Below are 21,420 nucleotides of genomic sequence, written 5' to 3' on the forward strand. Positions count from 1 at the left end.
ACGAGATGAAAGTGGCACTGTCGACCATCGGCACCTTTCACAGCTTCGATCTGGCGCGCGAGTTGCACCGGGATGGCCTGCTGAGCCGCATCTACACCGGCTACCCGCGCTTCAAGCTCAAGGGTGAAGGCCTGCCGGCAGAGCGCATTCGCTGCTTTCCTTGGGTTCATGGGGCTTACATGGCCTTCCCCCAGAGGGACCGACTGGGCCAGACGCTGGTGCGTCAATGGGAGTACCTGGCCAGGGCCACGCTGGACCGTTATGTGGCCAGCAGCCTGCGGGATTGTGATGTCTTTGTCGGCTTGTCGAGCTCCGCCTTGTTGAGCGGCCGAAAGGTACGTCAACGAGGCGGGCGCTATGTGTGTGACCGCGGCTCCTCGCACATCCGCGAGCAGGATGCCTTGCTGCGCGAAGAGCATGAGCGCTGGGGCGTGGCTTACGCCGGCATCGATCCTCGCATCATCGCGCGTGAAGAAGCCGAGTATGCAGAAGCCGACTGCATCACTGTGCCCTCCAGTTTCAACGTGCGCTCCTTCATCCAGCATGGCGTGGATGAAGGCAAGCTGCGGCGTCTGCCCTATGGCGTCAACCTGGCCCGTTTCCACCCCACGCAGCAACCGGATCCGCAGCGCTTCGACGTGCTGTTTGCCGGCGGCATGAGCCTGCGCAAAGGCGTACCGTATCTGTTGCAGGCCTATCAACAACTGGTTCACCCTCGCAAGTCGCTGACCTTTGCAGGCGCACCTTCGGCCAATCTGATCGCGCTGATGCGGCAACGGGGCTTGTGGCCGGAAGATGCCGTGGTGCTGGGCCACGTGCCTCAGGCCCAGCTGAAGGATCTCATGAGCCGAAGCCATGTGATGGTGCTGCCCAGCATTGAAGAGGGGCTGGCCCTGGTGCAGGCCCAGGCCATGGCATGCGGCTGCCCGGTCATCGGTACCGTCAACACCGGCGCCGAGGACTTGTTTGTGGACGGTGAGCACGGCTACATCGTGCCCATCCGCCAGGCGCTGACCCTGGCGGAGCGCCTGCAGTTTCTGGCCGATCACCCGCAGGCCCGTCAGGCCATGAGCGACAAGGCGCTGGCCCATGTGCAAGGCTCTGGCGGCTGGCGAGACTATGGCGACCAGGCCAAGCGCATCTACAAGGAACTGGTCTCTTGAGTTCGCTCCGCATCCTGTACTTGGGAACGCAAAGTGGCACCTGCCTGGACCGTGCCCGTGCTTACCGTCGTCTGGGCCACCACGTGGAGCATGTGGACCCTCGTCGGCTCTTGCCTGCAACGGCCTGGACAGACCGCGTGACCTGGCGGCTGGGCGGGCACCTGCTGGCCCCCTGGCTCAAGCCCAGGCTGCAAGGCCTGCTGTCTGACTTGCCTCGATTCGATCTGTGCCATGTGGACTGTGGCGAGTGGGTGACGCCCGATGTGGTGGCCATGCTTCGTCAACGATCGGATGCCGTGATCAGCTACTGCATTGACGACCCGACCGGGCCCCGCGATGGGCGGCGCTTCAAGGCCTACCGCCAGGCGGCTTCGGCTTACGACCTGCTGGTGGTCATGCGGCAGGCCAATGTGCTTGAGGCCAACGCCTTGGGCGCGCGCCGTGTCCTGCGGGTGTTCATGTCGGCGGACGAGGTGTCGCATGCCCCCCGCCCGCTGGACGAAACAGACCGTACCAGATGGTGCAGCGACGTGCTCTTTCTGGGCTCGTGGATGCCCGAGCGCGGTCCCTTCCTCAAGGGGCTGATCGAGCGCGGTGTGCCCTTGAGCATCCGCGGCGCCCATTGGCACAAAGCCCCGGAATGGCCGCTGCTCCAGCCCTTCTGGAAAGGCGGTGCCATTGGGGGCGACGACTATGCCCGTGCCATTCAATGTGCCAAGGTGAACCTGGGCCTGCTGTCCAAAGGCAACCGGGACTTGCACACCACGCGCTCCATGGAGGTGCCCGCGGTAGGGGGCGTGCTGTGCGCGGAGCGAACCAGCGAGCACGAGGCCTTGTACACGAGCGGCCATGAGGCAGCCTTCTGGAGCTCGGTTGACGAATGCGCCCGCCAGTGCCACGAGCTTTTGGGCAATGAGGCACGCAGGCAGGCGATGGCCCAGGCCGCCCGACAAAGGCTGCGCCGCAACGGCAACCTCAATGAACAAGTGCTGCAGCGTATTCTGGACGAGGCCGCATCATGAGCGAAACCGTGCCGAAGACCAGGCCCATGTCCTCTCTGGTCTATGCCCTGATCTGGGCCATCGCCCTCTTGGGTGGCGCCGTGCAGATCTATCTGGATGCCGGCTATGACAACGTGTTGTCGGTAGCCTGCGTGGTGTCGGCCACGCTGATCTGCCTCGGCTACCTGCGTCGATCCGGGTGCATGCACGACGCGCCTGTTTCTTCGTTTGCAATCCTGGGCTTTCTGATCACGACCCTGCTGGGCGCGCTGCTGGCCAAGACCCTGGAGGGCGCACCCATCAGCGCCGATCTCAAGACACCCGTGATGACCTTCGGGGTCCTGTCGGGCGCCTTGCTGGGCATCATGGCGCTGCACTGGCTCTACCGGCATCTGCAATCCATCGTGAACTGGCGCAATGCGGTCGCCTCACATGTGCTGGCACCGGCCGGCTTGTACCGCGCACCGCCGCCTGGCCAGCTGTGGGCCATGGCCCTGTTCGGGCTCTATGCCTTGCTGATCAGCCGTGGCGTGGCATTCGGTGACGTGAGTGGCAAGTTCATTTCCGGCTTCACCTACCTGGCCTGGTTGCCTTTCCTCGTGCCCATCTTCAAGGCCCGCGGTGAGCCGGCCTATCAGAACCTGGGGCTTTACTGGGTCTACCTTGGTGTGTATGCCACCGTGCTGGCCTTGGCTGGCCTGGCGCTCAATGCCCGCGTGATCATTTTCAGCGGAGTCATGGTCGTCATGCTGTTGGCGCTGTTCGAAACCTTGCGCGGGCGTTTCCAGGTGGGGCGCTGGACGTGGTTGAAGGCGATCGTGGCCCTGTGCCTGGTCGGTGGTGGCGTTTCCGTGGGGGACGACCTGGCCACGGCCATGGTCATCGTGCGCCAGAAGACCGAAACGCTCTCGCCCAAGCAGAAGATCAAGGAGACCTACGAGACCTTCATGGACCGCAACGCGATCGCCTTGTACCGTGACCAGAAGGAAGCCGAACGGCTGGCCGTCACCTACGACGAAATCTATGTGCGCAACGCCATCCTGGCCCGCTTCACCGAGACCAAGTTCCACGACAACGCACTGAACTGCGCAACTCACTACAGCGAGTCTGATCGGGCTGATCTGGCGCAGGCCACGCTGGACAAGGTCTACACGATTCTGCCCACCCCGTTGATGAAGGTGATCGACCCCAAGCTCGACAAGGACAAGCTGGCATTTTCCTTCGGGGACTACCTCTGCAACATCAAGGACGGGGTGACGCTGGGCGGCTACCGGACGGGCTCCATCTTTGCGCACGCCTACGCTTTGTTCGACGATGTGGCCTGGCTGGTGCTGGCGGGCATGTTCCTGCTGAAGTTCTTCACGCTGGACCTCTACTGCGCCAGGCGCGAGGACGGCGTCTACATCGTGTCTCCCGTGCTGATGCTGACCATCTGGTTCAACTTCATCAGCTCGTATGCCGGTGATTCGCTGGTGCAGTATCTGGACTCGCTCACGCGCATGGTGGTGCAGCAGATCAGCCTGTATCTCCTGCTGTGCTTCCTGCTGCACCACTTCGTGGCCTTGTGGGCCCCTGTTCCTGTTTCGGATCACGTGGTCACACGGCGATCACCCGCTGCTTGGCGCAAGGTGATGCAGCAAGGTCTGGCGCGTGTCAAGGCGTTCAGGCGGCCACTCTGGGGGCGTTCGTGAGCGCCACGCCCGCACCATGGCAGCGCCTGCTTTCCGGTTCGACGGCAGCGGTAGCCCGCGTGGGTGTGGTCTTCCTCATGCAGGTGGGCCTGGTGCCGCTCTACCTCAAGCACTGGAGCGCCACCCAGTTCGGCTACTGGATGTTCCTGCAGTCGGCCATCGTCATCATCACCGTGCCGGATGCCGGGTTGCAAGCCTTTGTGGAGGTGGCTTATATCCGTCAAAGTGGTCGTTCATCGCGCAGGCTGGGCATGTTCCTGTCGATGGGGGCGAGCACGGGCCTGATGCTGTCGCTGTGCCAGATGTTGATCTGCGCCGGCTTGCACTACAGCGGCGCCTTGCACTGGCTGCTGCACCCGCCCGCAGCCGAGTCCCAATGGGTGGACCAGGTGGGCAGCGCGCTGGTGGTGACCGCCTTGTCGTGGCCGCTGGCGAGCTCGGTGGCTGGCTCGATGGGCCGGGCCAGTGTGGTGCAGGGTTCGGTCGCGCCGCAGATCTGGTGGTCCATCCTCACGCTCTTGAGTGGCAGCGCGGCCTCGGCCTGGTGTGCCAGCCAGGGGGGCGATTTGCTGCAGGCGGCCCAGGCCAGTGCGGCCGCCTCGGCCATCTCCGGGCTCAGCTGCATCCTGTACTTCCGGGCTCGGTTTGCGCGCCAGGGTGTGCGGCTGAGGTTGTTGCCGCGCCTGGTGCGCCTGGCGGTGGTCAAGCAGGCCGCGGGCTTGATGCTCAAGCTCCTGTTCGAAACCGTTCGCCAGCACAGCCTCAGGCTGATTGCGCCGCAGGTGGTGACGGTCGCCTCCATGGCCAGCCTGTCTGTGCACCGCACGCTGGTGGGCGCCATGCAGCAGGCTTTTGGGGTGATCTCCGCGCCGCTGCTGCCCGAGTATGTGCGGGCGCAAGGCCACGTGGGCTTCTCGGCAGAGTCGGCCCGCTTGATGCGGCTGCAGTGGCGCTTCTTCACCGGGGTGGTCTTGCCAGGCGGGCTGCTGCTGTTCATCGTGGGGCCTCGCCTGTTCGAGGTCTGGACCCACGGCAAGATCGTGTTCGACAGCCTGGTGTTCTCCATCCTGTTGCTGGCGGTGGCCTCGTTTGCCTTGTTTGCCCCGTTCACGCAGTACCTGCAGGCGGCCAACAAGGTCCGCGAACAGGCCTTTGTGGCCGGCTTCGTGCTGGTCGCCAGCGTGTTGCTGGTGCTGGGCCTGGGCTGGGCCTTTGATGCCCGTGGCCTGGCTGCGGCCTTCTTGCTGATCGAGCTTTTGCAGGGCGGCCTGTGCCTGCGCCTGTGCTGGCAATGTTGTCGCGGCCCCTTGTTCGCGGCCGTGCTGCGCCAGTTCGGCCTGATCGGCGTGGTGTCGGCCCTGATGCTGGTCTTGCCCAATGCCTTGCCTGAGCCTGCCCGCCAGGTGGTGTGCCTCGTCGGTGCGTTGGCTGCCGTGCTCCTGTCTTTCCAGTCTCAGCTTCGTTCATTCGGTTTATGGCCTGCCAGTTATTGATTTCCGGTTGGTTCGCCGCCGCCAAGCCACGTGATTACTTGACGTTTGGTGACGATGAAATCCGCAGCGAGGGCTTTCGGCCCTTGTGGTGGAAGTCGGTGGACACCTTCATCAAACCAGATCACGTGCTGGTCGTGGACTCGGCGGCACCCCTCAAGGTCGATGAAAAGGCGCTGACCCGCACGGATGTGCGTACCCTTGAGTTGCTGATCAACCCCGGGCACTCGCAGAACACCGTGCATCATTACTGTGGCTTCATGGCGGGCTTCATCATGGGCCTGGAGTACGCCTTGTACTCAGGGGTGGATTACTGCCTCTACCTGGAGCAGGATGCGCTGACGTATGGCGAAGACCTGATCGCACGCATCGAGCAGCGCCTGGTCAAGACGCCCATCCTGTTTGGTGGCCAGCGCGGCGAGTTCGTCGAGCAGTCCATGATGGTGCTGGACCGCCGCGCCATACGTGGCTTTCTTCAGCAGATGCACGCCATCAGCCGCTCGGACAAGCTGGTGGCCCCCGAGCTCAAGTGCATGATCGCGGCCACCTCCATGGGGCGTTGGCCTGTGGGGCCCTTGATGTCCTACGAGCAGCATCGCCTGGTGCGGCGCTTTTTCGAGAAGCTGGGCGTGGCCTTTGCCCGCAGCAGCAAGCAGTATGGCCACGTGCCGTTTGGCTACGGCCGCGAACGCCCCATCAACTTCAAGGATGCGTGCTTCTACTTCCAGCACGGCACAGCCCAGGAGCTGCGTCAGTATCGGGCGCTGACCGGGTTCTGAGCCAACCCAGGCCGCGCTTCACTTGACCATGATGGCCTGGTAGATCTCGTGATAACGATCGGTCGCGCGCTGCGTGGTGAACTGGCTGGCCCAGGCGATCCGCCGTTCAACCTGCTCAGCGCGCTGCGCTGCCGGCTCGCACAGGATGCCGTCGAGCACCGCGGCACCGGTTTGAGCCCAGGCCTGCATGTCGTCTTCAGGGTTCAGCATGGGCAGGTAGTAGGCGAGCGGGCCGGCAACCTCGTTCATCGGGGCGTCATCGGTGGTGATCACGGGGCACCCGCAGGCGTGGGCCTCGACCAGCGGCCAGCCGAAGCCCTCGGCCAGGCTGGGGAACACGAAGGCCGCGGCCACGGAGTAGGCCGCCTCCAGGGTGGCATTTTCCAAGCCCTGGAAGAACAGGACCTGGCCTTGTGGTGGCACATCCTTCAGCGCGGCCTGCACGTCGGCATTGCGGTGGCTGCTGCTGACCATCCACAGTGGCAGCGGGTGCGCATGGCCGCGCGCGTAAGCGCTGTACAGATGTACGATGCCCGCCGAGTTCTTGTACCAGGATGGGCCGCCCACATGCAGGATCATGCCGTGCTCGGTGATGGGCAGGCCTGCCGACTTCAGCCGTGCATAGGCTTCAGCCTGGCTCAAGCGCCTGTACGGGTGGCTGAGCCCGTTGTGCACGACCGCGCTGGTCTGTGGCTGAGCCTGGCCATAGGTGATCAGGTCATCGGCTGTTCGCCTGGAGACGCTGATGAAATGCCGCGCTTGTTTGAAGCCCCAACGGATATAGCGCTGGTAGAGCCGGCCTGATGCCCCCGTCGGGTTCTGCGGGATCAAGCCCAGCGCAGAGCGCAAGGCCAGCAGATCGTGCGCATGGACGACATGCGGGCGATGCTTGACCAATGGCACCCACGGCCCCAAAGCCTGGTCACAGAACACGAACAAGGTGTCCTTGCCCTGTGCGAGCAGGCGCAGCCGCACCTCCAGCGGGAACAGCACGTATTGGTCGATGTAGCCCGCCCATTTGGCCAGGCGCGTGCCATCGAAGAAGCGGTAGACCCAGGGGCGGGGCGCCCAGTAGCGCACATCCAAACCCTTGCCTTGCATGGCCTGGCCGATCATGCGCGCAAAGCGCGGCATGCTCTCTGACTTCATGAACGAAGGGTGGCAAAACAGAACCAGCTTCATCGTTGGCCACCTTGCTGCAAGCGGGATTGCATCTCGGTCACCTTCAACACGATCATGTACTCATAGATGGCGCGCAGCGTGGCAAACACCAGGCCCGCCCGGCCATCCATGAAACCGCGCTTGCCGATGTACAGCCCCAGAAACATGATCGCTGGCCGAAGTGGCAGCCGGTAGTACAGGCTCTTTTGATGCTGGCGTCGCTCGGTCACGTCTCGCGAGAACAGGGCTTTGCGCCATTCGAACGTGCCTGCCTGGTCTGGTGTGTTCGCAATCTGCCGCGCCTCCAGGTCGCTGTAGCCGTTGTGCTTGGCAAACCAGTGGGCGATGCCTTTGCTGAAGGGATGGTGATCAAAGTAGCTGCTCAGGTCTTCGATCTCGCCATCGACCACGAGGACAGGGTTGATCAAGCGTTCATAGTGCACCTGGCGGGGCCTGACCAGGCGAATGTGCATGGGGGAGGGCGTCACATGCTTGAGCCAGGTGCCCAGGAAGTAGTCTCTGCGACAGAAGCGAAAGGCGGCACGGCCTGGGGCCTGGTTCAGGCGGGCGCTGATGGTGTCGAGCAGATGCGGGGTGATGCGCTCATCGGCATCAAGCAGCAGCACCCAATCGTGTTTGAACTGGATTTCACGCAGGCCCCAGTTGCGATGGGCCGCCTCGTCGCCCCCGAACGGGGCGGTGGAGTGGGGGTAGGTGCGCTGGCTGATCGACGCACCGTGTGCGCGGGCGATGGCCAGCGTGTCATCGGTGCTGCCGGAGTCGTACACATGCACGTCGTCGCTCCAGGCCACGCTTTGCAGGCAGCCCGGCAGATCCTGTTGTTCATTCTTGGTCAGGATCAGCACTGATATGCGCAGTTGCTTATTCATCGCAGATCACCCTTGACTTGATGCGCACGGCCGGGTTGCCTGCGTACACGCCCCATGCGCCTTCCCTTGGGGTGCGCGTCATCACGGCGCGTGCCCCCACCACACAGCCAGTTGGCACGGTTACGCCGGGCCCGATGAAGGCCTCGGTACAGATCCAGGCCCGTGCACCAATGTGGATGGGCGCCGCGCGCAACTGGAAATTGGGCGCGTTGTAGTCGTGTGTGCCACCGCACAGGTGGGCCCCTTGCGAGATGACGGCGTTGTCACCAATGGTCATCCGAGCCATGTTGTAGAAGTTCACCCCTTCGCCCACGCCAATGTGCGAGCCGGCCTCGAGCTGCCACGGCGCCCAGACGCGTGCCGAAGCATGGATGTGGAAGTGCGCCCCGATGCGGGCACCGAAGAGCCTGAGCAGCCCCACGCGCCAGGCGTGCAGCGGGCGCGGCGAAGGCCGGAAAAGTGTGAGCCACACCAGCCCCCACAGGCCACGCGCCAGGCGGTTGCGCAATGAAAAGGAAGGACCGATACGCGAGTCCACGCCTTCGAGGATCACAACGAGAAGCTCCACACAGTCAGGCAGCGCGCCATTGTGCGCACCCGAGATAACAAGCCCACCCGTTGGCCATGAGCCGATCGGATCATGGCAAGGTGTGCGCGCAACCATGGGGGCCGATCGGACTAGGGGTTGCTACTTCTTGGCGTTACACGCTTGCGGAACCATCCGGGCTCATTCGAGGAAGCCCTGATGAAAATCCTGATCTACAGCGCCAACTATGCGCCCGAGCCAACGGGCATCGGCAAGTATTCCGGCGAGATGGCGGAGTGGTTGGCATCCAAGGGGCATGAGGTGCGTGTGGTGGCGGCTCCGCCGTACTACCCGAACTGGAAGGTGGCCGAGGGTTACCAGTGGCCACCTTATCGTCGTGAATGGCTCAATGGCGTGGACGTGTGGCGCGCGCCCCTGTGGGTGCCCTCACAACCGGGTGGTGTCAAGCGTGTGCTGCACCTGTTGAGCTTTGCGCTCACCTCCGCGCCCGTGATGCTGCGTCAGGCTCTGTGGAGCCCCGATGTGGTTTTGACCGTGGCGCCCGCCATGGCCTGCGCCCCCGTGGGCTGGCTGACAGCGCGGCTGTGTGGCGCGACAGCCTGGCTGCACGTCCAGGACTTCGAGGTCGATGTGGCCTTCCAGATGAACCTGCTCAAGGGGCGCAAGCTCAAGGCGTTGGCCTTGTGGCTGGAGCGTGGCCTGCTGCGTCGCTTTGACAAGGTCTCGTCCATTTCATCCAGGATGGTGGAGAAGCTGCGCTTCAAAGGCCTGGACACCGATGCCATCGAGCTGTTTCCCAACTGGGTCGACACCGCTGGCGTCAACCCCTTGCAGCGCCCCAGCAGCTTCCGCGCTGAACTCGGCATTCGTGATGAGCAGACCGTCGCGCTGTTCTCCGGCACATGGGGCAGCAAGCAGAACCTGCTGTCCATCCCGGCTGCGGCTCGTCTGCTCCAGCACCGCGAGGACATCGTCTTCGTGATCTGTGGCGAAGGCGTCATGCGCACGGAGCTGGAAGCGGCCTGCGCTGGCCTGGGCAATGTGCAGCTGCTGCCCCTGCAGCCCAAAGAACGCCTGTGTGAGCTGCTGGGCATGGCCGATGTGCACCTGCTGACCCAGAGCGCCGAGGCTGAGGATCTGGTCCTGCCCTCCAAGCTGACCGGCATGCTGTCCAGTGGCCGGCCTGTGGTGGCCACCTGCCGCACCGGCACCGAGCTGGGGCAGGTGGTGTCGCACTGCGGCGTCGTGGTGGCGCCGGACTGCGTGCCCTCGCTGGCAGCCGCGGTGGTGAGCCTGACCGATGACCCCGAACGTCGTCGCGAGTTGGGCGGCTTCGCACGTGCCTACGCGGAAACCAGTTTTGCGAAAGAGCCCATCCTGGCGCGCTGGTTGAATGCGGCTGTTCGCCCCCGCATGCCCGCCACGGTCTTGCCGGAGCAAGAGGCCAACTGAACACTTGCGCGATGCCGTCAGGCCCGCACGCGATCAGGCCTTCAGCAGATTGGGTATCTTGTCGGCTGCGAAATTCGGCAGCCTTGGGAAGACCTCCACCAGCTGTGAGGTGCTGAGGCCAAACCACCGGCCCAGCGTCGCACCATATTGCTCGATGGCCAGGCTGGGCAGCAAGATGCCGTTCTGGACCTGGTCGGGCGAGTTGTCGAAGTCGTAGCTGCTGGCGCTGCGCGTGCCATACACCGGTATGTCACCACCGACCATGCCGCCTCGTACGGCACCGCCCATCACGAAGTGGTGGCCACCCCAGCCGTGGTCGGTGCCGTCACCATTGCTGGTGAAGCTGCGGCCAAAGTCTGAGGCGGTGAACGTGGTGACCTGGTCGCTCATGCCCATGGCCGTGATGACACCGTCAAAGTAGGCCATGGCATGGTTGAGTTGCGCCATCAGACCGGCGTGGCTCTGGTTCTGGCCATTGTGTGTGTCGAAGCCCCACAGGTTGACGAAGAAGACTTGCCGCTTGAGCCCCAATGCCTTTTGCGCACCGATGCAGCGGGCCACGATCTGCAACTGCTTGGCCAGGGTGTTCTGGCCAACCATGCCTCTGATGTCCGTGTAGTTCAGCAAGTCAGCAGGGCCAAACGGTCTGGCGCCCGCGCTGGGCAGGGCTGCAGTCAGCAGCTTTTCCGCGTCCATGCTGCGCGCAGCCACCGCAGCCAGGTCCTGCTCCATCACATGGCTGCTGCGGCCACCCCGTACCACACGCGCCATGGCGTCAGCCAGTGCCGGCACGTTGTACAAGCGATTCTGGCCCGCCGCATCCACGGTGGTGCCCATGCTCACGGCCCCGTCGAGCGCCACCTGGTATTGGCGCACATTCTGGCCTGACAGCCACACCGCATTGCCCCAGGCCGACACGGCCGTGAACATGCTGTTGTCGGTGGCGGCCATCATGTCGGCCATGCGCCCACCCCAGCCCATGGTGGCCCCTTCTGGGCGCAAGGCTTGCCAGGTCGACTGCTGATCGTTGTGCGAATACAGCTTGCTCGGGATGGCTTTGCTGCCCGCCTTGTACTGTTCACGTGTCAAGGGCTCCAGCAGCGGGCCCACGTTGGCCACGATGGCCAGCTTGCGTTGCTGGTTGAACAGGCCTTGCAGATAAGGCAGCAAGGGGTGCAGCGCCAGGCTGCGGCCCTGCAGGCTCATGGCGGGTGTCAGGGGCAACACGCCGCCCAGGCGCCTGGGTGTGCCCGCCGCGGCGCTGAGGTCTGGTGCCGCATCCTTCAGCAAGGCGATCGAATCAGGTTGCTGGATGCGCGCGGCCCCATAGCGGCTCCACGAGCTGGCATCGGTGGCCAATACGGTGTTGAATGCATCGTTGCCGCCTTGCAGGAAGATGCACACCAGCGCCTTGTAGTCGGTGGCCGTTTGGGCCGCTGCGGAGCTGGCCGCGGCCAGGTTCAAGGCCAGGGGGGCGCCAGCGCCCAGTGGTGCCAGGGCCGCCATTTGCTTGAGGAACAGGCGTCGGGTGCCGGGGCTGATGGATGTAGGCATGTTCGGGCTCACGTTCAGGCTCACTTCTGCACCTGGAATTCGGGGGACACGGCGGTCAACAGCACGGCACCGCGCACGCGGGTCAAGGCTGTGGACCGGATCTGCTCGGCCGTGGTGGCGCCTGGCACCCTGAAGTCCACGGCCGACACGGCCTTGACGATCTCGGCCTTCAGTGCATCGGGCATGGCCCCGTACATCAGCCGTTCACTCAACTGGTTCACCAGCGCGGTGGGCTGATCGCTCAACTTCAGCCATGCATCGTTGGGGTCCAGGTTGAAGTTGAACTGCACATCGCCTCGCGTGCCATTGCCAAAGCCGTAGGCACCCAGACCGGCAAACATGATGTTGCTCATGAAGGTGGCGTAGCCGGCCACGCTGGTTTCGTGCACCAGTTGCATCTCGGGCGCCACCAGGCCGGCATGGGCCGTTGCCGAGTTCGATGGCACAAAGCCGGGCCGGAAGAAGTTGAACACCGATGGCGAGCGCATCGGGGCCTGGTTCAGGGCTGTGGCTGGCTCTTGCGTGGGCGAGACAAGGTAGTAGCCCGTATCCGAATGCACGCCCACACCACGCAAGACGGCCGACAACTTCAGAATGGGTTCGCGCACCTTGCCAAAGGTCGTGCTGCTCAATGCGGCTGCGGTGTTGCGCGCCTCCGGGTCCAGCAAGACAGCACGCACCATCTCGCGCATGCTGCCACCCGACTGATTGAAGGCCGCAGCCACGCGCTGTACATAAGCCTTGCTGGGGTTGCTGGTCACCAGGCGCTGGATCAGCTGTCGCCCGATGAACGGCCCCACATTGGGGTGCCTGGCCAGCGTGTTCAAGGCCACGTTCAAATCGCTTTCCGGTGAAGGGAAGAAGGTGCTGGCTTCAATCGTCACGCCCAGAAAGCGCTTCTCGCTGCTGGAGTGGTAGCGGCTGTAGGGGCGCATGTTGTTGACGAACTGCCTGCCCGTGGCCGAGCCATCACTGCGACCTTCGCCCCAAAGGAAGCAACCTTCTGAAGGCCAGTTGGGGCAGTCCCAGCTCCAGCCAGTGAACACCTTGGCCAGCCCCGCGATGTCATCGGCGCTGTAGGTTTCGATGGGCTGGCCATTGCTGCCCAGCTTGAAGCTGCCATCCGGTTGAAGCTCATACAGCCCGATCGAGAACAGCTGCATGATCTCGCGCGCAAAGTTCTCGTCGGGTACGCGGCCGGTCGTCGGGTCTTCCTTCTGATTGCGCAGGTGCGACAGGTAGCAGCCCATCACCGGGTGCAGCGTCACCGATTCCAGCAGGCTGCGGTAGCTGCCAAAAGCCTGGCGCCCCAGCATGTCCAGATAGGAGGCCACCCCACGGGGATTGTCGGCGCCGCAGGAGTCGGCCCAGGACACGACGAAGATCTCCGACAAGGCAAAAGCCAGGCGTTGCCGCAACTGGTCCGGGCCGGCCAGGGCATGCGCCCAGAAGCTGTGAACAAGCTCGTCAGCGCCTGCGCCGTGGCCAGGGTTGGCCTTGTTCAAGGCCGTATTGCGCATCTCCCAATAGGCCTGGTGAGACAGCGTGGGCGCAGGGGCCTCGAATTGCTCTTTGAGCCAGGCCTCATAGCCAATCGCCATGAGGTGGTCGATGTCAGCCTCGGTCGGGCCGAACGTGGCCTGCGTCAGAAAGCGTGCGGCTTCCTGCCTGCTGCCCGGCGTGACCGTGCTTGGTACGCCGGCAACCATCATCCACTGCGACGGTGTGCTGTTGCCCGCGGCCGTCTCACTTGAGCCCGAGGCGCTGGCATCACGCCCACCACCACATGCCGCCAGGCTCAAACCCAGCAGGCCAATTATCAATATCCGTCGCATTCCGCAGCCCCGTCAACATTCATTGCCGGACGCATCTTCGGCCAAATCAGTCAACGGGCACTGCGGAAAAGGTCATGCTTGACCAGCCACTTGCCTCCGGTTACCGAAGACACGGCTTTGCCATGATCCGAACGGACTATGGTGCGGTTCAGGCGCGTGCATCACCCCAACGCACGGCCTTGGTTTCTTCACCCTGGTAGGTGGTCTGGCCATGACGGTCCACCACATACAAAGGCGAGGCGATCACCTCAAAGAACTCATTGCCGGCATTCAAGCGCGTGTAATCAAACAGCACGCTGCGCACGAGCTTGCTGCCTGAGCGCAAACGGCAACCGCGGCCCAACCATGCGGGCCCTTCGATCTGGGCGCCGGCCTCGATGCACGAGCCCGAGCCGATGTACACCGGGCCCTTGATGTCGACCTTGTCCCAGTCCACATGGGTGTTGAGGCCCACCCACACGCCCGGGCGCACTTCCTTGCCGGGCATGCGCATGTCGGCGATCTCGCCGGCCAGCACGCGTTGCAGCACCGTCCAGTAATCGCTCACGCGGCCGATGTCGATCCAGTGGAAGGGGCGGCTTTGCGCATAGAACGGCAGACCCTGGTCCACCAGCATGGGGAACAACTCGCTGCCGATGTCGAACTCCTTGCCGTGCGGCACCAGCTCCAGCACGGCGGGCTCGAAGATGTAGATGCCGGTGCTGGCCAAGGTCGAGCGGGCTTCATCAGGCGAAGGCTTTTCCTGGAAGGATCGCACCTTGCCGTCTTCATCGGCCACGACGATGCCGTAGTTCTTGACCTGGTCGCGCGGCACCTCCAGCGTCACCACGCTGGCCATGGCCTTCTTGGCGTGGTGTTCGGCCAAGGCGGCCGTGATGTCCAGGTCCACGATCGCATCGCCGCAGATCACCAGCGTGGTCTCGTCAAAGAAGCCGCTGAAATCCTGGATATGGCGCATGCCGCCGGCCGAGCCCAATGGCTTGGGCACGATCTCGCCGTGTTCGCGCACGCCCTCATACGAGTAGCCGATCTCCACGCCCCAGCGCTGGCCGTCGCCAAAGTAGTTTTCGATCTTCCAGTGGTGATGGGCCACGTTGATCATGATCTCGCGCACGTTGTGGCGCGCCAGATGCTCGATCAGGTACTCCAGGACCGGCTTGCCCAGAATGGGCACCATCGGTTTGGGCATGCCCTTGGTCAGGGGCCTCACACGGGTACCTTGGCCGGCGGCCAGAATCATGGCTTTTGTCATTTGCTACTTGCTGAACAACGAGGGCGAAAACGAGATTAGGCATTGGGCACCCCTGATGTGTCACGCCCATGGCACACCCCTGAATGAAGGGAGATGGTACAAACTGTTGCTGATGTTGATCAAACACTTCGGGCGTTAACCTGTTGTGATGTGACGTGATGTGATGAGATTGATCAGGGGGGCATGGATGGCGGCGAACTGGATCAAGGGGCTTTTTAAAGCCTCTGTGGGGGTAACCATACTAGGGGGGCTGGTGTTCGGGGGCTGGTGGCAGTGGCGCAACCAGGCGGTTTCACCGGCGGAGTTTCATCTTCGGGGCAAGTTCGGGCCCGTGACCCCCTGGCCCATCATCCCGATCCAGGTTTCCGTCCTCTCCGATGGGCGTGTGCTGGCTTTCGGCACCGACCGCCAAGGTCGGCAAGGGGCCAGCGAAGTATTTGACGTCTGGAACCCTGCCAAGGGCATGGGCCCCGATGCGCACCTGGTCCTGCCCAACGGCACGGGTACCGACATCTTCTGCAGTGGCCAGATCATCATCCCGTCCTCCGGGCAGGTGCTGCTGGTCGGTGGTGACCGGACCGTGAACGGCGAGCGCAACTGGTCTTCGCCCGACATCAATTTCTACGACATCAAAGCGGGTTCGATCAAATCGGCTGGCCGCACCATGGAGCGCCCCCGCTGGTACCCCACCGTGATGACCCTGGCCAACGGCGAGGTGCTCATTCTGGGCGGGCGGCTGGATCCCCAGCATTACGCCCCCATTCCTGAAATCTACAACCCCCAGACAGGCTGGCGGACGCTGCCTGGCGCCGACAAGGATGCGTTGTTTGGCTCCCAGAACTGGAATTACCCACGCGCCTGGCAAACCCCGCGTGGTGATATTTTCTCGCTCAACCGCCTGGGGGATATCTACAGCGTGAAGCTGGATGGGGAGGGCAGTTTCACCAAACTGCCGCAAAAGATATTCCGCGGGCATTCCTATTTGCCTTCCCTCATGTATGCGCCGGGCAAGATCCTGTCCATCCGCCTGGGTGGCCTCACCTACAAGATCGATATCAACCAGGCCGAACCCGTCATCCAGCGGGCCGCCTGGTCAGGCCTGGCCCGCTTCAATGCCACGGCCACTGTGCTGCCAGACGGCAGGGTTTACATCAGCGGCGGTAGCTTGTACAATAATGATGCCAGTTCCGGCTTGTTGTCCAATCGCCTGTCGGAGATATGGGATCCCGCTACCGACAAATGGTCGCCCGGTGCTGTGGCAGCCAAAGCGCGCCTTTATCACTCCGTGGCCCTGCTGATGCAGGATGGCACGGTGCTGACGGGCGCGGGTGGTGCTGGCGCCAAAAATGCCGACAACAACCTCGACGCCGAAATCTACTACCCGCCCTATCTGTTCAAGGCGGATGGCAGTGGGCAGTTTGCGCCGCGCCCGGCCATCACTGCCGTGCCGGATTTCATTTCCTGGGCTAAGGCGTTTCAGGTCAAGACCAGCGCACCTGTTGGCCGCTTCACGCTGGTCAAAATGGGTTCTGCCACCCATGCCCAGGTATATGACCAACGTTTTATCGAACTGAGTTTCAAACCAAATGGCGATACCTATGAAGTATCTGCCCCCATTAACCCATTTGTGGCTCCTCCTGGTTACTACTTCCTGTTTGCCATGGACCTGCATGGCGTACCGTCCGTTGCAAAAATCATTCGCCTGGACACCGCGGCGTCATGATTTCGTCACGCAAATGAAGGGCGAACCCATTCTTAGGGGGGGAGGGATGGCGACATTTTTGCCTCGATGTGCGTACACTGGACGGCTTGGCAGGCTTGAAGTCTAGGCGTGCCTGTGCGGGCCACTGGACGAGGAGTTGATGGCTGAGGCTCTCGGGCAAATTGTGATCAATGGTCGCTTCCTGCAGCGTCCCGTCACCGGGGTTGAACGCTTCGCGGCAGAGACCTTGACTGCGCTCGACCATCTGTTGAGTGCGGGTGCCTTGCCTCGCCTGTCGCTGGTGCTGGCCGTGCCCGCAGGTACCCAGCCCGCGATCTCGTTTCGCAACATCCCGGTTCAGCATGTCGGGCGCCATCAGGGCCACCTTTGGGAGCAGCTGGATCTGCCGCTCTTCTGTGGCAAGCGGCGCCTGATCAACCTGTGCAACACCGCCCCCATCTTCAAAAGAAACCAGCTGGTGGTGATCCACGACGCGGCGGTCTTCTCGGTGCCCCAGGCCTTCAGCGCCAGCTTCCGCCTGGCTTACAAAGCCATCCATGCCGGCCTGTCGCTCGTGGGCGCGCGCATCCTCACGGTGTCCGAGTTTTCCCGTCGGGATCTGGCGCAGCACCTGCCCTTGCGCGCCGAGCGCATCGCCGTGCTGCCCGAAAGCGCCGAGCATGTGCTCCGGCACACGCCTGATCGCGCCCTGCTCGAACGCACCGGCCTGGCCAAGCGCCCCTATGTGCTGGCGGTCAGCAGCATGGCCGCGCACAAGAATTTCAGCCTGGTGCTGGACGCCTTGACCCGGCTTGACAACCCGCCGTTCGACATCGCCATTGCGGGAGGCGGCAACGCCAAGGTCTTTGGGCATGGTGGTGAGCTCAGCTCTGACCGCGTCAAATGGCTGGGGTACGTGTCTGACGCCGAGTTGCGCGCCTTGTACGAAGGCGCCATGTGCTTCGTCTTCCCCTCCATCTACGAAGGCTTCGGCATCCCCCCGCTGGAGGCCATGCAGTGCGGCTGCCCCGTGCTGGCCGCCCGTGCCGCCTCCATTCCCGAGGTCTGTGGGGATGCGGCCATCTACTTTGACCCTCAGGACGCGGCTGCACTGGCCCAGTTGTTGCTCAAAGTGGCGGATGATGTATCGCTGCGCAACACGCTCAGGCAAAAGGGGCTCGCCCGTGCCCAGCAATTCACCTGGCAGCGCGTTGCCCAGGAACTGGCCCATCACGGTTTGCTCAAGGGGGTGCCTGCATGATGCACCTCCCGCCTAACTCCGTGCAGGTGCTGCACTGTGCCGAGACCATCAAGGGCGGCATTGCAAGCTACCTGCGTGAATTGCTCGTCTGCCAGGCCCGTGATTTCGGGGCCAGTGCCGTGGCCGTGGTCATCCCCGCCTCCCAGGCCAATGAATTGCCGGTTCCGCCGGGCGTGATCGTGGTCACCTATCCGGACAAGGCCGGCCGTGCGGTCAATGCCATGCAACTGGGCCTGGTGGTGGCGCGTTTCGTGCGCCGGCATCAACCCAAAGTGGTGCACGCCCATTCCACCTTTGCGGGCGCCATCGTGCGGCCGCTGCTGGCCATGATGGGCCTGTCCAGCCGCGTCATCTACTGCCCCCATGGCTGGGCCTGGGACCGCAGCATGGGCCCCATGGCCCGCAAGATCACGCAATGGGTGGAGCGCGAGCTTGCTCAGCTTTGCAACAAGGTCGTGTGCATCTCTGAACACGAATGCAAGTCTGCGCAAGAAGCAGGGCTCGAGCCCGCGCAACTGCACGTGGTCCTCAACGGCGTGGCCGAAAAGGCGCCTACGCCCCGGGGCAACGTGCCTGCCTGGCCACCAGGGCGCAAGCGCCTCCTGTTTGTCGGGCGCTTCGATCAGCAAAAGGGGGCCGACCTGTTCTGCGCCGCCTTGCGCGAACTGGGCGACGAGGCCTTTGGCGTGCTGGCGGGCGGTTCGGTGCTGTATGACACCCACGGCCTGGCCCTGCCCGACAACGCCGAATCGGTCGGCTGGATCAACGCGGCGCGCCTGGAGGCCCTGTTCAAAACCGCCGATGTGCTGGTGATGCCTTCGCGCTGGGAAGGCTTCGGCCTGACCGCTGCAGAGGCCATGCGGGCGGGCGTGCCGGTGCTGGCGGCCCGTGTCGGTGGTTTGCCCGAAGTCGTGGCCGACGGCGAAACCGGCCTCCTGTTCGAGCCGGGGGATGTCTCGGGCATCGTGAACGCCGTGAGGCAGCACAGCCCTGAAGAATGGCGCGCCATGGGCCGGGCTGGCCGAGCCCGCTTTGAAAAGTTGTTCACCATGGAGCGTGTCCACGCCCAGTTGTGTGAGCTGTATGAGTTCAGCACGGAACGTGTGCCCACGGTGACCTGCGTGCGTTAAATCGGAGTTTTCATGAAAGTTTCAGTGGTTGGCACAGGCTATGTGGGCCTGGTGACGGGTGCATGTCTGGCCGAGATGGGCAACGACGTGCTGTGTCTGGACGTGGACCCCAACAAGATCCGCATCCTCGAAGAAGGCGGCATCCCCATCCACGAGCCGGGCCTGGACAAGGTCGTCGAGCGCAACGTCAAGGCCGGTCGCCTGTCGTTCACCACCGACATCGCGCGCGCCGTGGCGCACGGCACCATCCAGTTCATCGCCGTGGGCACCCCGCCGGATGAAGACGGCTCGGCCGACCTGCAGTACGTGCTGGCCGCGGCCCGCAACATCGGCCGCCTGATGACGGACTACAAGGTCATCGTCGACAAGTCCACCGTGCCCGTGGGCACCGCCGACAAGGTGCGCGCCGCTGTGGCCGACGAGCTGGCCAAGCGCGGCAGCGATGTGAAGTACGCCGTGGTCTCCAACCCCGAGTTCCTGAAAGAAGGCGCCGCGGTGGACGACTTCATGCGCCCGGACCGCATCGTGGTGGGTGCCGACGACGAGCAGGCCATCCTCTTGATGCGTGCCCTGTACGCCCCCTTCCAGCGCAACCACGAACGCCTGATCGTCATGGACGTGCGCAGCGCCGAGCTCACCAAGTACGCCGCCAACGCCATGCTGGCCACGCGCATCAGCTTCATGAACGAGCTGGCGCTGCTGGCCGAGAAGATGGGCGCCGACATCGAGCAGGTGCGTCTGGGCATCGGCTCGGACCAGCGCATCGGCACGCACTTTTTGTATGCCGGCTGCGGCTACGGTGGCAGCTGCTTCCCCAAGGACGTGAAGGCGCTGATCAAGACGGCCAGTGGCGCCGACCAGGAGCTGCTGGTGCTCAAGGCCGTGGAAGACGCCAACGAGCGCCAGAAGACGGTGCTGGTGAGCAAGGTGGTCAAGCGCTTCGGGGCTGATCTCAAGGGCAAGCACTTTGCCCTGTGGGGCCTGGCCTTCAAGCCCAACACCGACGACATGCGCGAAGCCACCAGCCGTGTGGTGCTGGCCGAGCTGTTCGAGCGCGGCGCCACCGTCACGGCCTACGACCCCGTGGCCATGGAAGAGGCCCGGCGCATCTTCGGCGACGAGCCGCGCCTGAAATATGCCGACAGCCCCAACGCCGCGCTGCAAGGCGCGGACGCGCTGATCATCGTCACCGAGTGGAAGGAGTTCCGCAGCCCGGACTTCGACAAGATTAAGGCCAGCCTCAAGACGCCGGTGATCTTCGATGGTCGCAACCTGTACGAGCCCTCGCTGGTCAAGCAGGCCGGGCTGAACTACGAAAGCATCGGGCGTCAAACGGCATGAAGATCCTGGTGACAGGTGCAGCCGGTTTCATCGGCATGCACACCACGCTCAAGCTGCTCAAGCGCGGCGACGAGGTCGTGGGCATTGACAACATGAACGACTACTACGACCCGCAGCTCAAGCGGGATCGTCTGGCCGAGATCGACCGCCAACCGCATTCGGGGCGTTTCCGCTTCATCCAGATGGATGTGGCAGACACGTCCTCCATGAACGCCTTGTTCAAGCAAGAGCGCTTCGACCGTGTCATCCACCTGGCTGCACAAGCCGGGGTGCGCTATTCGCTGCAGAACCCGCATGCCTACGCGCAGTCCAACCTGGTGGGCTTCGTCAACGTGCTGGAAGGCTGCCGGCACAACCAGGTGCAGCATCTGGTGTATGCCAGCAGCTCCAGCGTGTACGGTGGCAACGTCAAGATGCCGTTTGCCGAGAGTGACCCGGTGGACCACCCCGTCAGCCTGTACGCGGCCACCAAAAAGGCCAACGAGCTGATGGCGCACACCTACAGCCACCTGTATGGCCTGCCCACCACTGGCTTGCGCTTCTTCACGGTGTACGGCCCTTGGGGCCGGCCCGACATGGCGCCCATGCTGTTCACCAAGGCCATCCTGGCGGACGAAGCCATCAAGGTGTTCAACCACGGCCAGATGAAGCGCGACTTCACCTACATCGACGACATCGTCGCCGGCGTGGTCGCCACCGTGGACCGCATCCCCGAGCCCGATGCCGGCTTCGACCGCCAGCAGCCGAACTCCGCCTCATCCTGGGCGCCTTACCGCGTGTTCAACATCGGCCACAGCGAGCCGGTTGAGCTGCTCACCTTCATCCAGGCCATCGAACAGGCCCTGGGCAAGGAAGCCGTCAAGGACATGCAACCCATGCAGCCCGGTGATGTGGTGGCCACCTATGCCGACACCTCGCGCCTGGAGGCCTGGACGGGCGTGCACCCCAGCGTGCCGATCGAAGAGGGCGTTCAACACTTTGTGGATTGGTACAAAGCTTACTTCCACAAGGCTTGAAAGGCACCGAAATGGCGTGGGCCGACAAATTGACGCCTTTCCCGCCTGATATTTGCACGGATGTACCTGGCTTGATGCTGCTGATAAGCTCGAAATAAGCCGAATGCGATCAGGTGCGCGCATTGCGCGCTTTCTTCATGTACACAAGGTGTCAC

Annotated in this window: 17 protein-coding genes; 11 read left to right on the forward strand and 6 right to left on the reverse strand. The window is 63.5% G+C overall.

Going from position 1 to position 21,420, the window contains the following annotated elements; translation table 11 throughout:
• The first annotated feature begins 5 nt into the window (after positions 1–5).
• The 5 genes from JY96_RS15450 to JY96_RS15470 are packed head-to-tail and all read left to right on the forward strand — an operon-like array spanning position 6 to position 6,124.
• Positions 6–1,163, forward strand: a complete 1,158-nt coding sequence (locus JY96_RS15450) for a glycosyltransferase family 4 protein (protein ID WP_035038745.1) — start codon at positions 6–8, stop codon at positions 1,161–1,163.
• Entirely contained in the window at positions 1,160–2,185 is a 1,026-nt protein-coding gene (locus JY96_RS15455; protein ID WP_035038746.1) for a glycosyltransferase, read from the forward strand. The genes JY96_RS15450 and JY96_RS15455 overlap by 4 nt, the downstream gene beginning before the upstream one ends.
• Complete coding sequence (locus JY96_RS15460) at positions 2,182–3,855, forward strand: hypothetical protein (RefSeq protein ID WP_035038748.1); 1,674 nt, start codon at positions 2,182–2,184, stop codon at positions 3,853–3,855. Before JY96_RS15455 ends, JY96_RS15460 begins: the two co-directional genes overlap by 4 nt.
• Complete coding sequence (locus tag JY96_RS15465) at positions 3,852–5,348, forward strand: hypothetical protein (RefSeq protein ID WP_152606528.1); 1,497 nt, start codon at positions 3,852–3,854, stop codon at positions 5,346–5,348. Before JY96_RS15460 ends, JY96_RS15465 begins: the two co-directional genes overlap by 4 nt.
• Before the next feature lie 38 nt (positions 5,349–5,386).
• Positions 5,387–6,124 (forward strand): hypothetical protein, encoded by a 738-nt coding sequence (locus JY96_RS15470; RefSeq protein WP_152606529.1) that lies wholly within the window; start codon positions 5,387–5,389, stop codon positions 6,122–6,124.
• 18 nt (positions 6,125–6,142) lie between these two features.
• Here the strand turns inward: JY96_RS15470 and JY96_RS15475 are convergent, their stop codons facing one another.
• The 3 genes from JY96_RS15475 to JY96_RS15485 are packed head-to-tail and all read right to left on the reverse strand — an operon-like array spanning position 6,143 to position 8,743.
• Positions 6,143–7,306: a glycosyltransferase family 1 protein gene (locus tag JY96_RS15475; protein ID WP_035038753.1), complete on the reverse strand. Its 1,164-nt coding sequence runs from the start codon at positions 7,304–7,306 to the stop codon at positions 6,143–6,145.
• Complete coding sequence (locus tag JY96_RS15480; RefSeq protein WP_035038754.1) at positions 7,303–8,175, reverse strand: glycosyltransferase family 2 protein; 873 nt, start codon at positions 8,173–8,175, stop codon at positions 7,303–7,305. Before JY96_RS15480 ends, JY96_RS15475 begins: the two co-directional genes overlap by 4 nt.
• A complete protein-coding gene (locus JY96_RS15485) occupies positions 8,168–8,743 on the reverse strand; it encodes a putative colanic acid biosynthesis acetyltransferase (RefSeq protein WP_235333946.1) in 576 nt (191 codons plus the stop codon). The genes JY96_RS15480 and JY96_RS15485 overlap by 8 nt, the downstream gene beginning before the upstream one ends.
• A gap of 177 nt (positions 8,744–8,920) precedes the next feature.
• Between JY96_RS15485 and JY96_RS15490 the strand changes: the two genes are divergently transcribed.
• Positions 8,921–10,174 carry a glycosyltransferase WbuB gene (locus JY96_RS15490; RefSeq protein ID WP_052162592.1) on the forward strand — a complete coding sequence of 418 codons (1,254 nt, stop codon included), beginning with the start codon at positions 8,921–8,923 and terminating at the stop codon, positions 10,172–10,174.
• Positions 10,175–10,207: 33 nt separating this feature from the next.
• On the opposite strand, the gene JY96_RS15495 is transcribed toward JY96_RS15490, so the two are convergent.
• The 3 genes from JY96_RS15495 to JY96_RS15505 form a co-directional block, all read right to left on the reverse strand.
• The gene (locus tag JY96_RS15495; RefSeq protein WP_035043144.1) at positions 10,208–11,728 is read right to left on the reverse strand and encodes a DUF1501 domain-containing protein; all 1,521 of its coding nucleotides are present in this window, start codon (positions 11,726–11,728) and stop codon (positions 10,208–10,210) included.
• 20 nt (positions 11,729–11,748) lie between these two features.
• Positions 11,749–13,563, reverse strand: coding sequence for a DUF1800 family protein (locus tag JY96_RS15500; protein ID WP_035038756.1), 1,815 nt, complete (start codon positions 13,561–13,563; stop codon positions 11,749–11,751).
• Positions 13,564–13,711: 148 nt separating this feature from the next.
• Complete coding sequence (locus JY96_RS15505) at positions 13,712–14,803, reverse strand: sugar phosphate nucleotidyltransferase (RefSeq protein WP_200883564.1); 1,092 nt, start codon at positions 14,801–14,803, stop codon at positions 13,712–13,714.
• A 199-nt stretch (positions 14,804–15,002) separates the two neighbouring features.
• On the opposite strand from JY96_RS15505, the gene JY96_RS15510 reads away from it, so the two are divergent.
• From JY96_RS15510 to JY96_RS15530, 5 genes are all read left to right on the forward strand, one after another.
• Positions 15,003–16,538, forward strand: coding sequence for a galactose oxidase-like domain-containing protein (locus JY96_RS15510; protein ID WP_161784337.1), 1,536 nt, complete (start codon positions 15,003–15,005; stop codon positions 16,536–16,538).
• A 139-nt stretch (positions 16,539–16,677) separates the two neighbouring features.
• Entirely contained in the window at positions 16,678–17,778 is a 1,101-nt protein-coding gene (locus JY96_RS15515) for a glycosyltransferase family 1 protein (protein WP_035038763.1), read from the forward strand.
• Positions 17,775–18,908 (forward strand): glycosyltransferase family 4 protein, encoded by a 1,134-nt coding sequence (locus tag JY96_RS15520; protein WP_035038764.1) that lies wholly within the window; start codon positions 17,775–17,777, stop codon positions 18,906–18,908. Before JY96_RS15515 ends, JY96_RS15520 begins: the two co-directional genes overlap by 4 nt.
• Positions 18,909–18,920: 12 nt before the next feature.
• The gene (locus JY96_RS15525; RefSeq protein WP_035038769.1) at positions 18,921–20,249 is read left to right on the forward strand and encodes a UDP-glucose/GDP-mannose dehydrogenase family protein; all 1,329 of its coding nucleotides are present in this window, start codon (positions 18,921–18,923) and stop codon (positions 20,247–20,249) included.
• Positions 20,246–21,265 carry an NAD-dependent epimerase gene (locus tag JY96_RS15530; RefSeq protein ID WP_035038771.1) on the forward strand — a complete coding sequence of 340 codons (1,020 nt, stop codon included), beginning with the start codon at positions 20,246–20,248 and terminating at the stop codon, positions 21,263–21,265. The genes JY96_RS15525 and JY96_RS15530 overlap by 4 nt, the downstream gene beginning before the upstream one ends.
• Positions 21,266–21,420 lie beyond the last annotated feature (155 nt).

The organism is Aquabacterium sp. NJ1 (assembly GCF_000768065.1).
GTDB lineage: Bacteria > Pseudomonadota > Gammaproteobacteria > Burkholderiales > Burkholderiaceae_C > Aquabacterium.

Excerpts from the sequence above, each read along its gene's own strand:
- JY96_RS15450 (WP_035038745.1), top strand. The coding sequence starts at position 6 with ATGAAAGTGGCACTGTCGACCATCGGCACCTTTCACAGCTTCGATCTG.
- JY96_RS15460 (WP_035038748.1), top strand. The coding sequence starts at position 2,182 with ATGAGCGAAACCGTGCCGAAGACCAGGCCCATGTCCTCTCTGGTCTAT.
- JY96_RS15475 (WP_035038753.1), bottom strand. The coding sequence starts at position 7,306 with ATGAAGCTGGTTCTGTTTTGCCACCCTTCGTTCATGAAGTCAGAGAGC.
- JY96_RS15480 (WP_035038754.1), bottom strand. The coding sequence starts at position 8,175 with ATGAATAAGCAACTGCGCATATCAGTGCTGATCCTGACCAAGAATGAA.
- JY96_RS15490 (WP_052162592.1), top strand. The coding sequence starts at position 8,921 with ATGAAAATCCTGATCTACAGCGCCAACTATGCGCCCGAGCCAACGGGC.
- JY96_RS15495 (WP_035043144.1), bottom strand. The coding sequence starts at position 11,728 with ATGCCTACATCCATCAGCCCCGGCACCCGACGCCTGTTCCTCAAGCAA.
- JY96_RS15500 (WP_035038756.1), bottom strand. The coding sequence starts at position 13,563 with ATGCGACGGATATTGATAATTGGCCTGCTGGGTTTGAGCCTGGCGGCA.
- JY96_RS15505 (WP_200883564.1), bottom strand. The coding sequence starts at position 14,803 with ATGATTCTGGCCGCCGGCCAAGGTACCCGTGTGAGGCCCCTGACCAAG.
- JY96_RS15510 (WP_161784337.1), top strand. The coding sequence starts at position 15,003 with ATGGCGGCGAACTGGATCAAGGGGCTTTTTAAAGCCTCTGTGGGGGTA.
- JY96_RS15515 (WP_035038763.1), top strand. The coding sequence starts at position 16,678 with ATGGCTGAGGCTCTCGGGCAAATTGTGATCAATGGTCGCTTCCTGCAG.
- JY96_RS15520 (WP_035038764.1), top strand. The coding sequence starts at position 17,775 with ATGATGCACCTCCCGCCTAACTCCGTGCAGGTGCTGCACTGTGCCGAG.
- JY96_RS15525 (WP_035038769.1), top strand. The coding sequence starts at position 18,921 with ATGAAAGTTTCAGTGGTTGGCACAGGCTATGTGGGCCTGGTGACGGGT.
- JY96_RS15530 (WP_035038771.1), top strand. The coding sequence starts at position 20,246 with ATGAAGATCCTGGTGACAGGTGCAGCCGGTTTCATCGGCATGCACACC.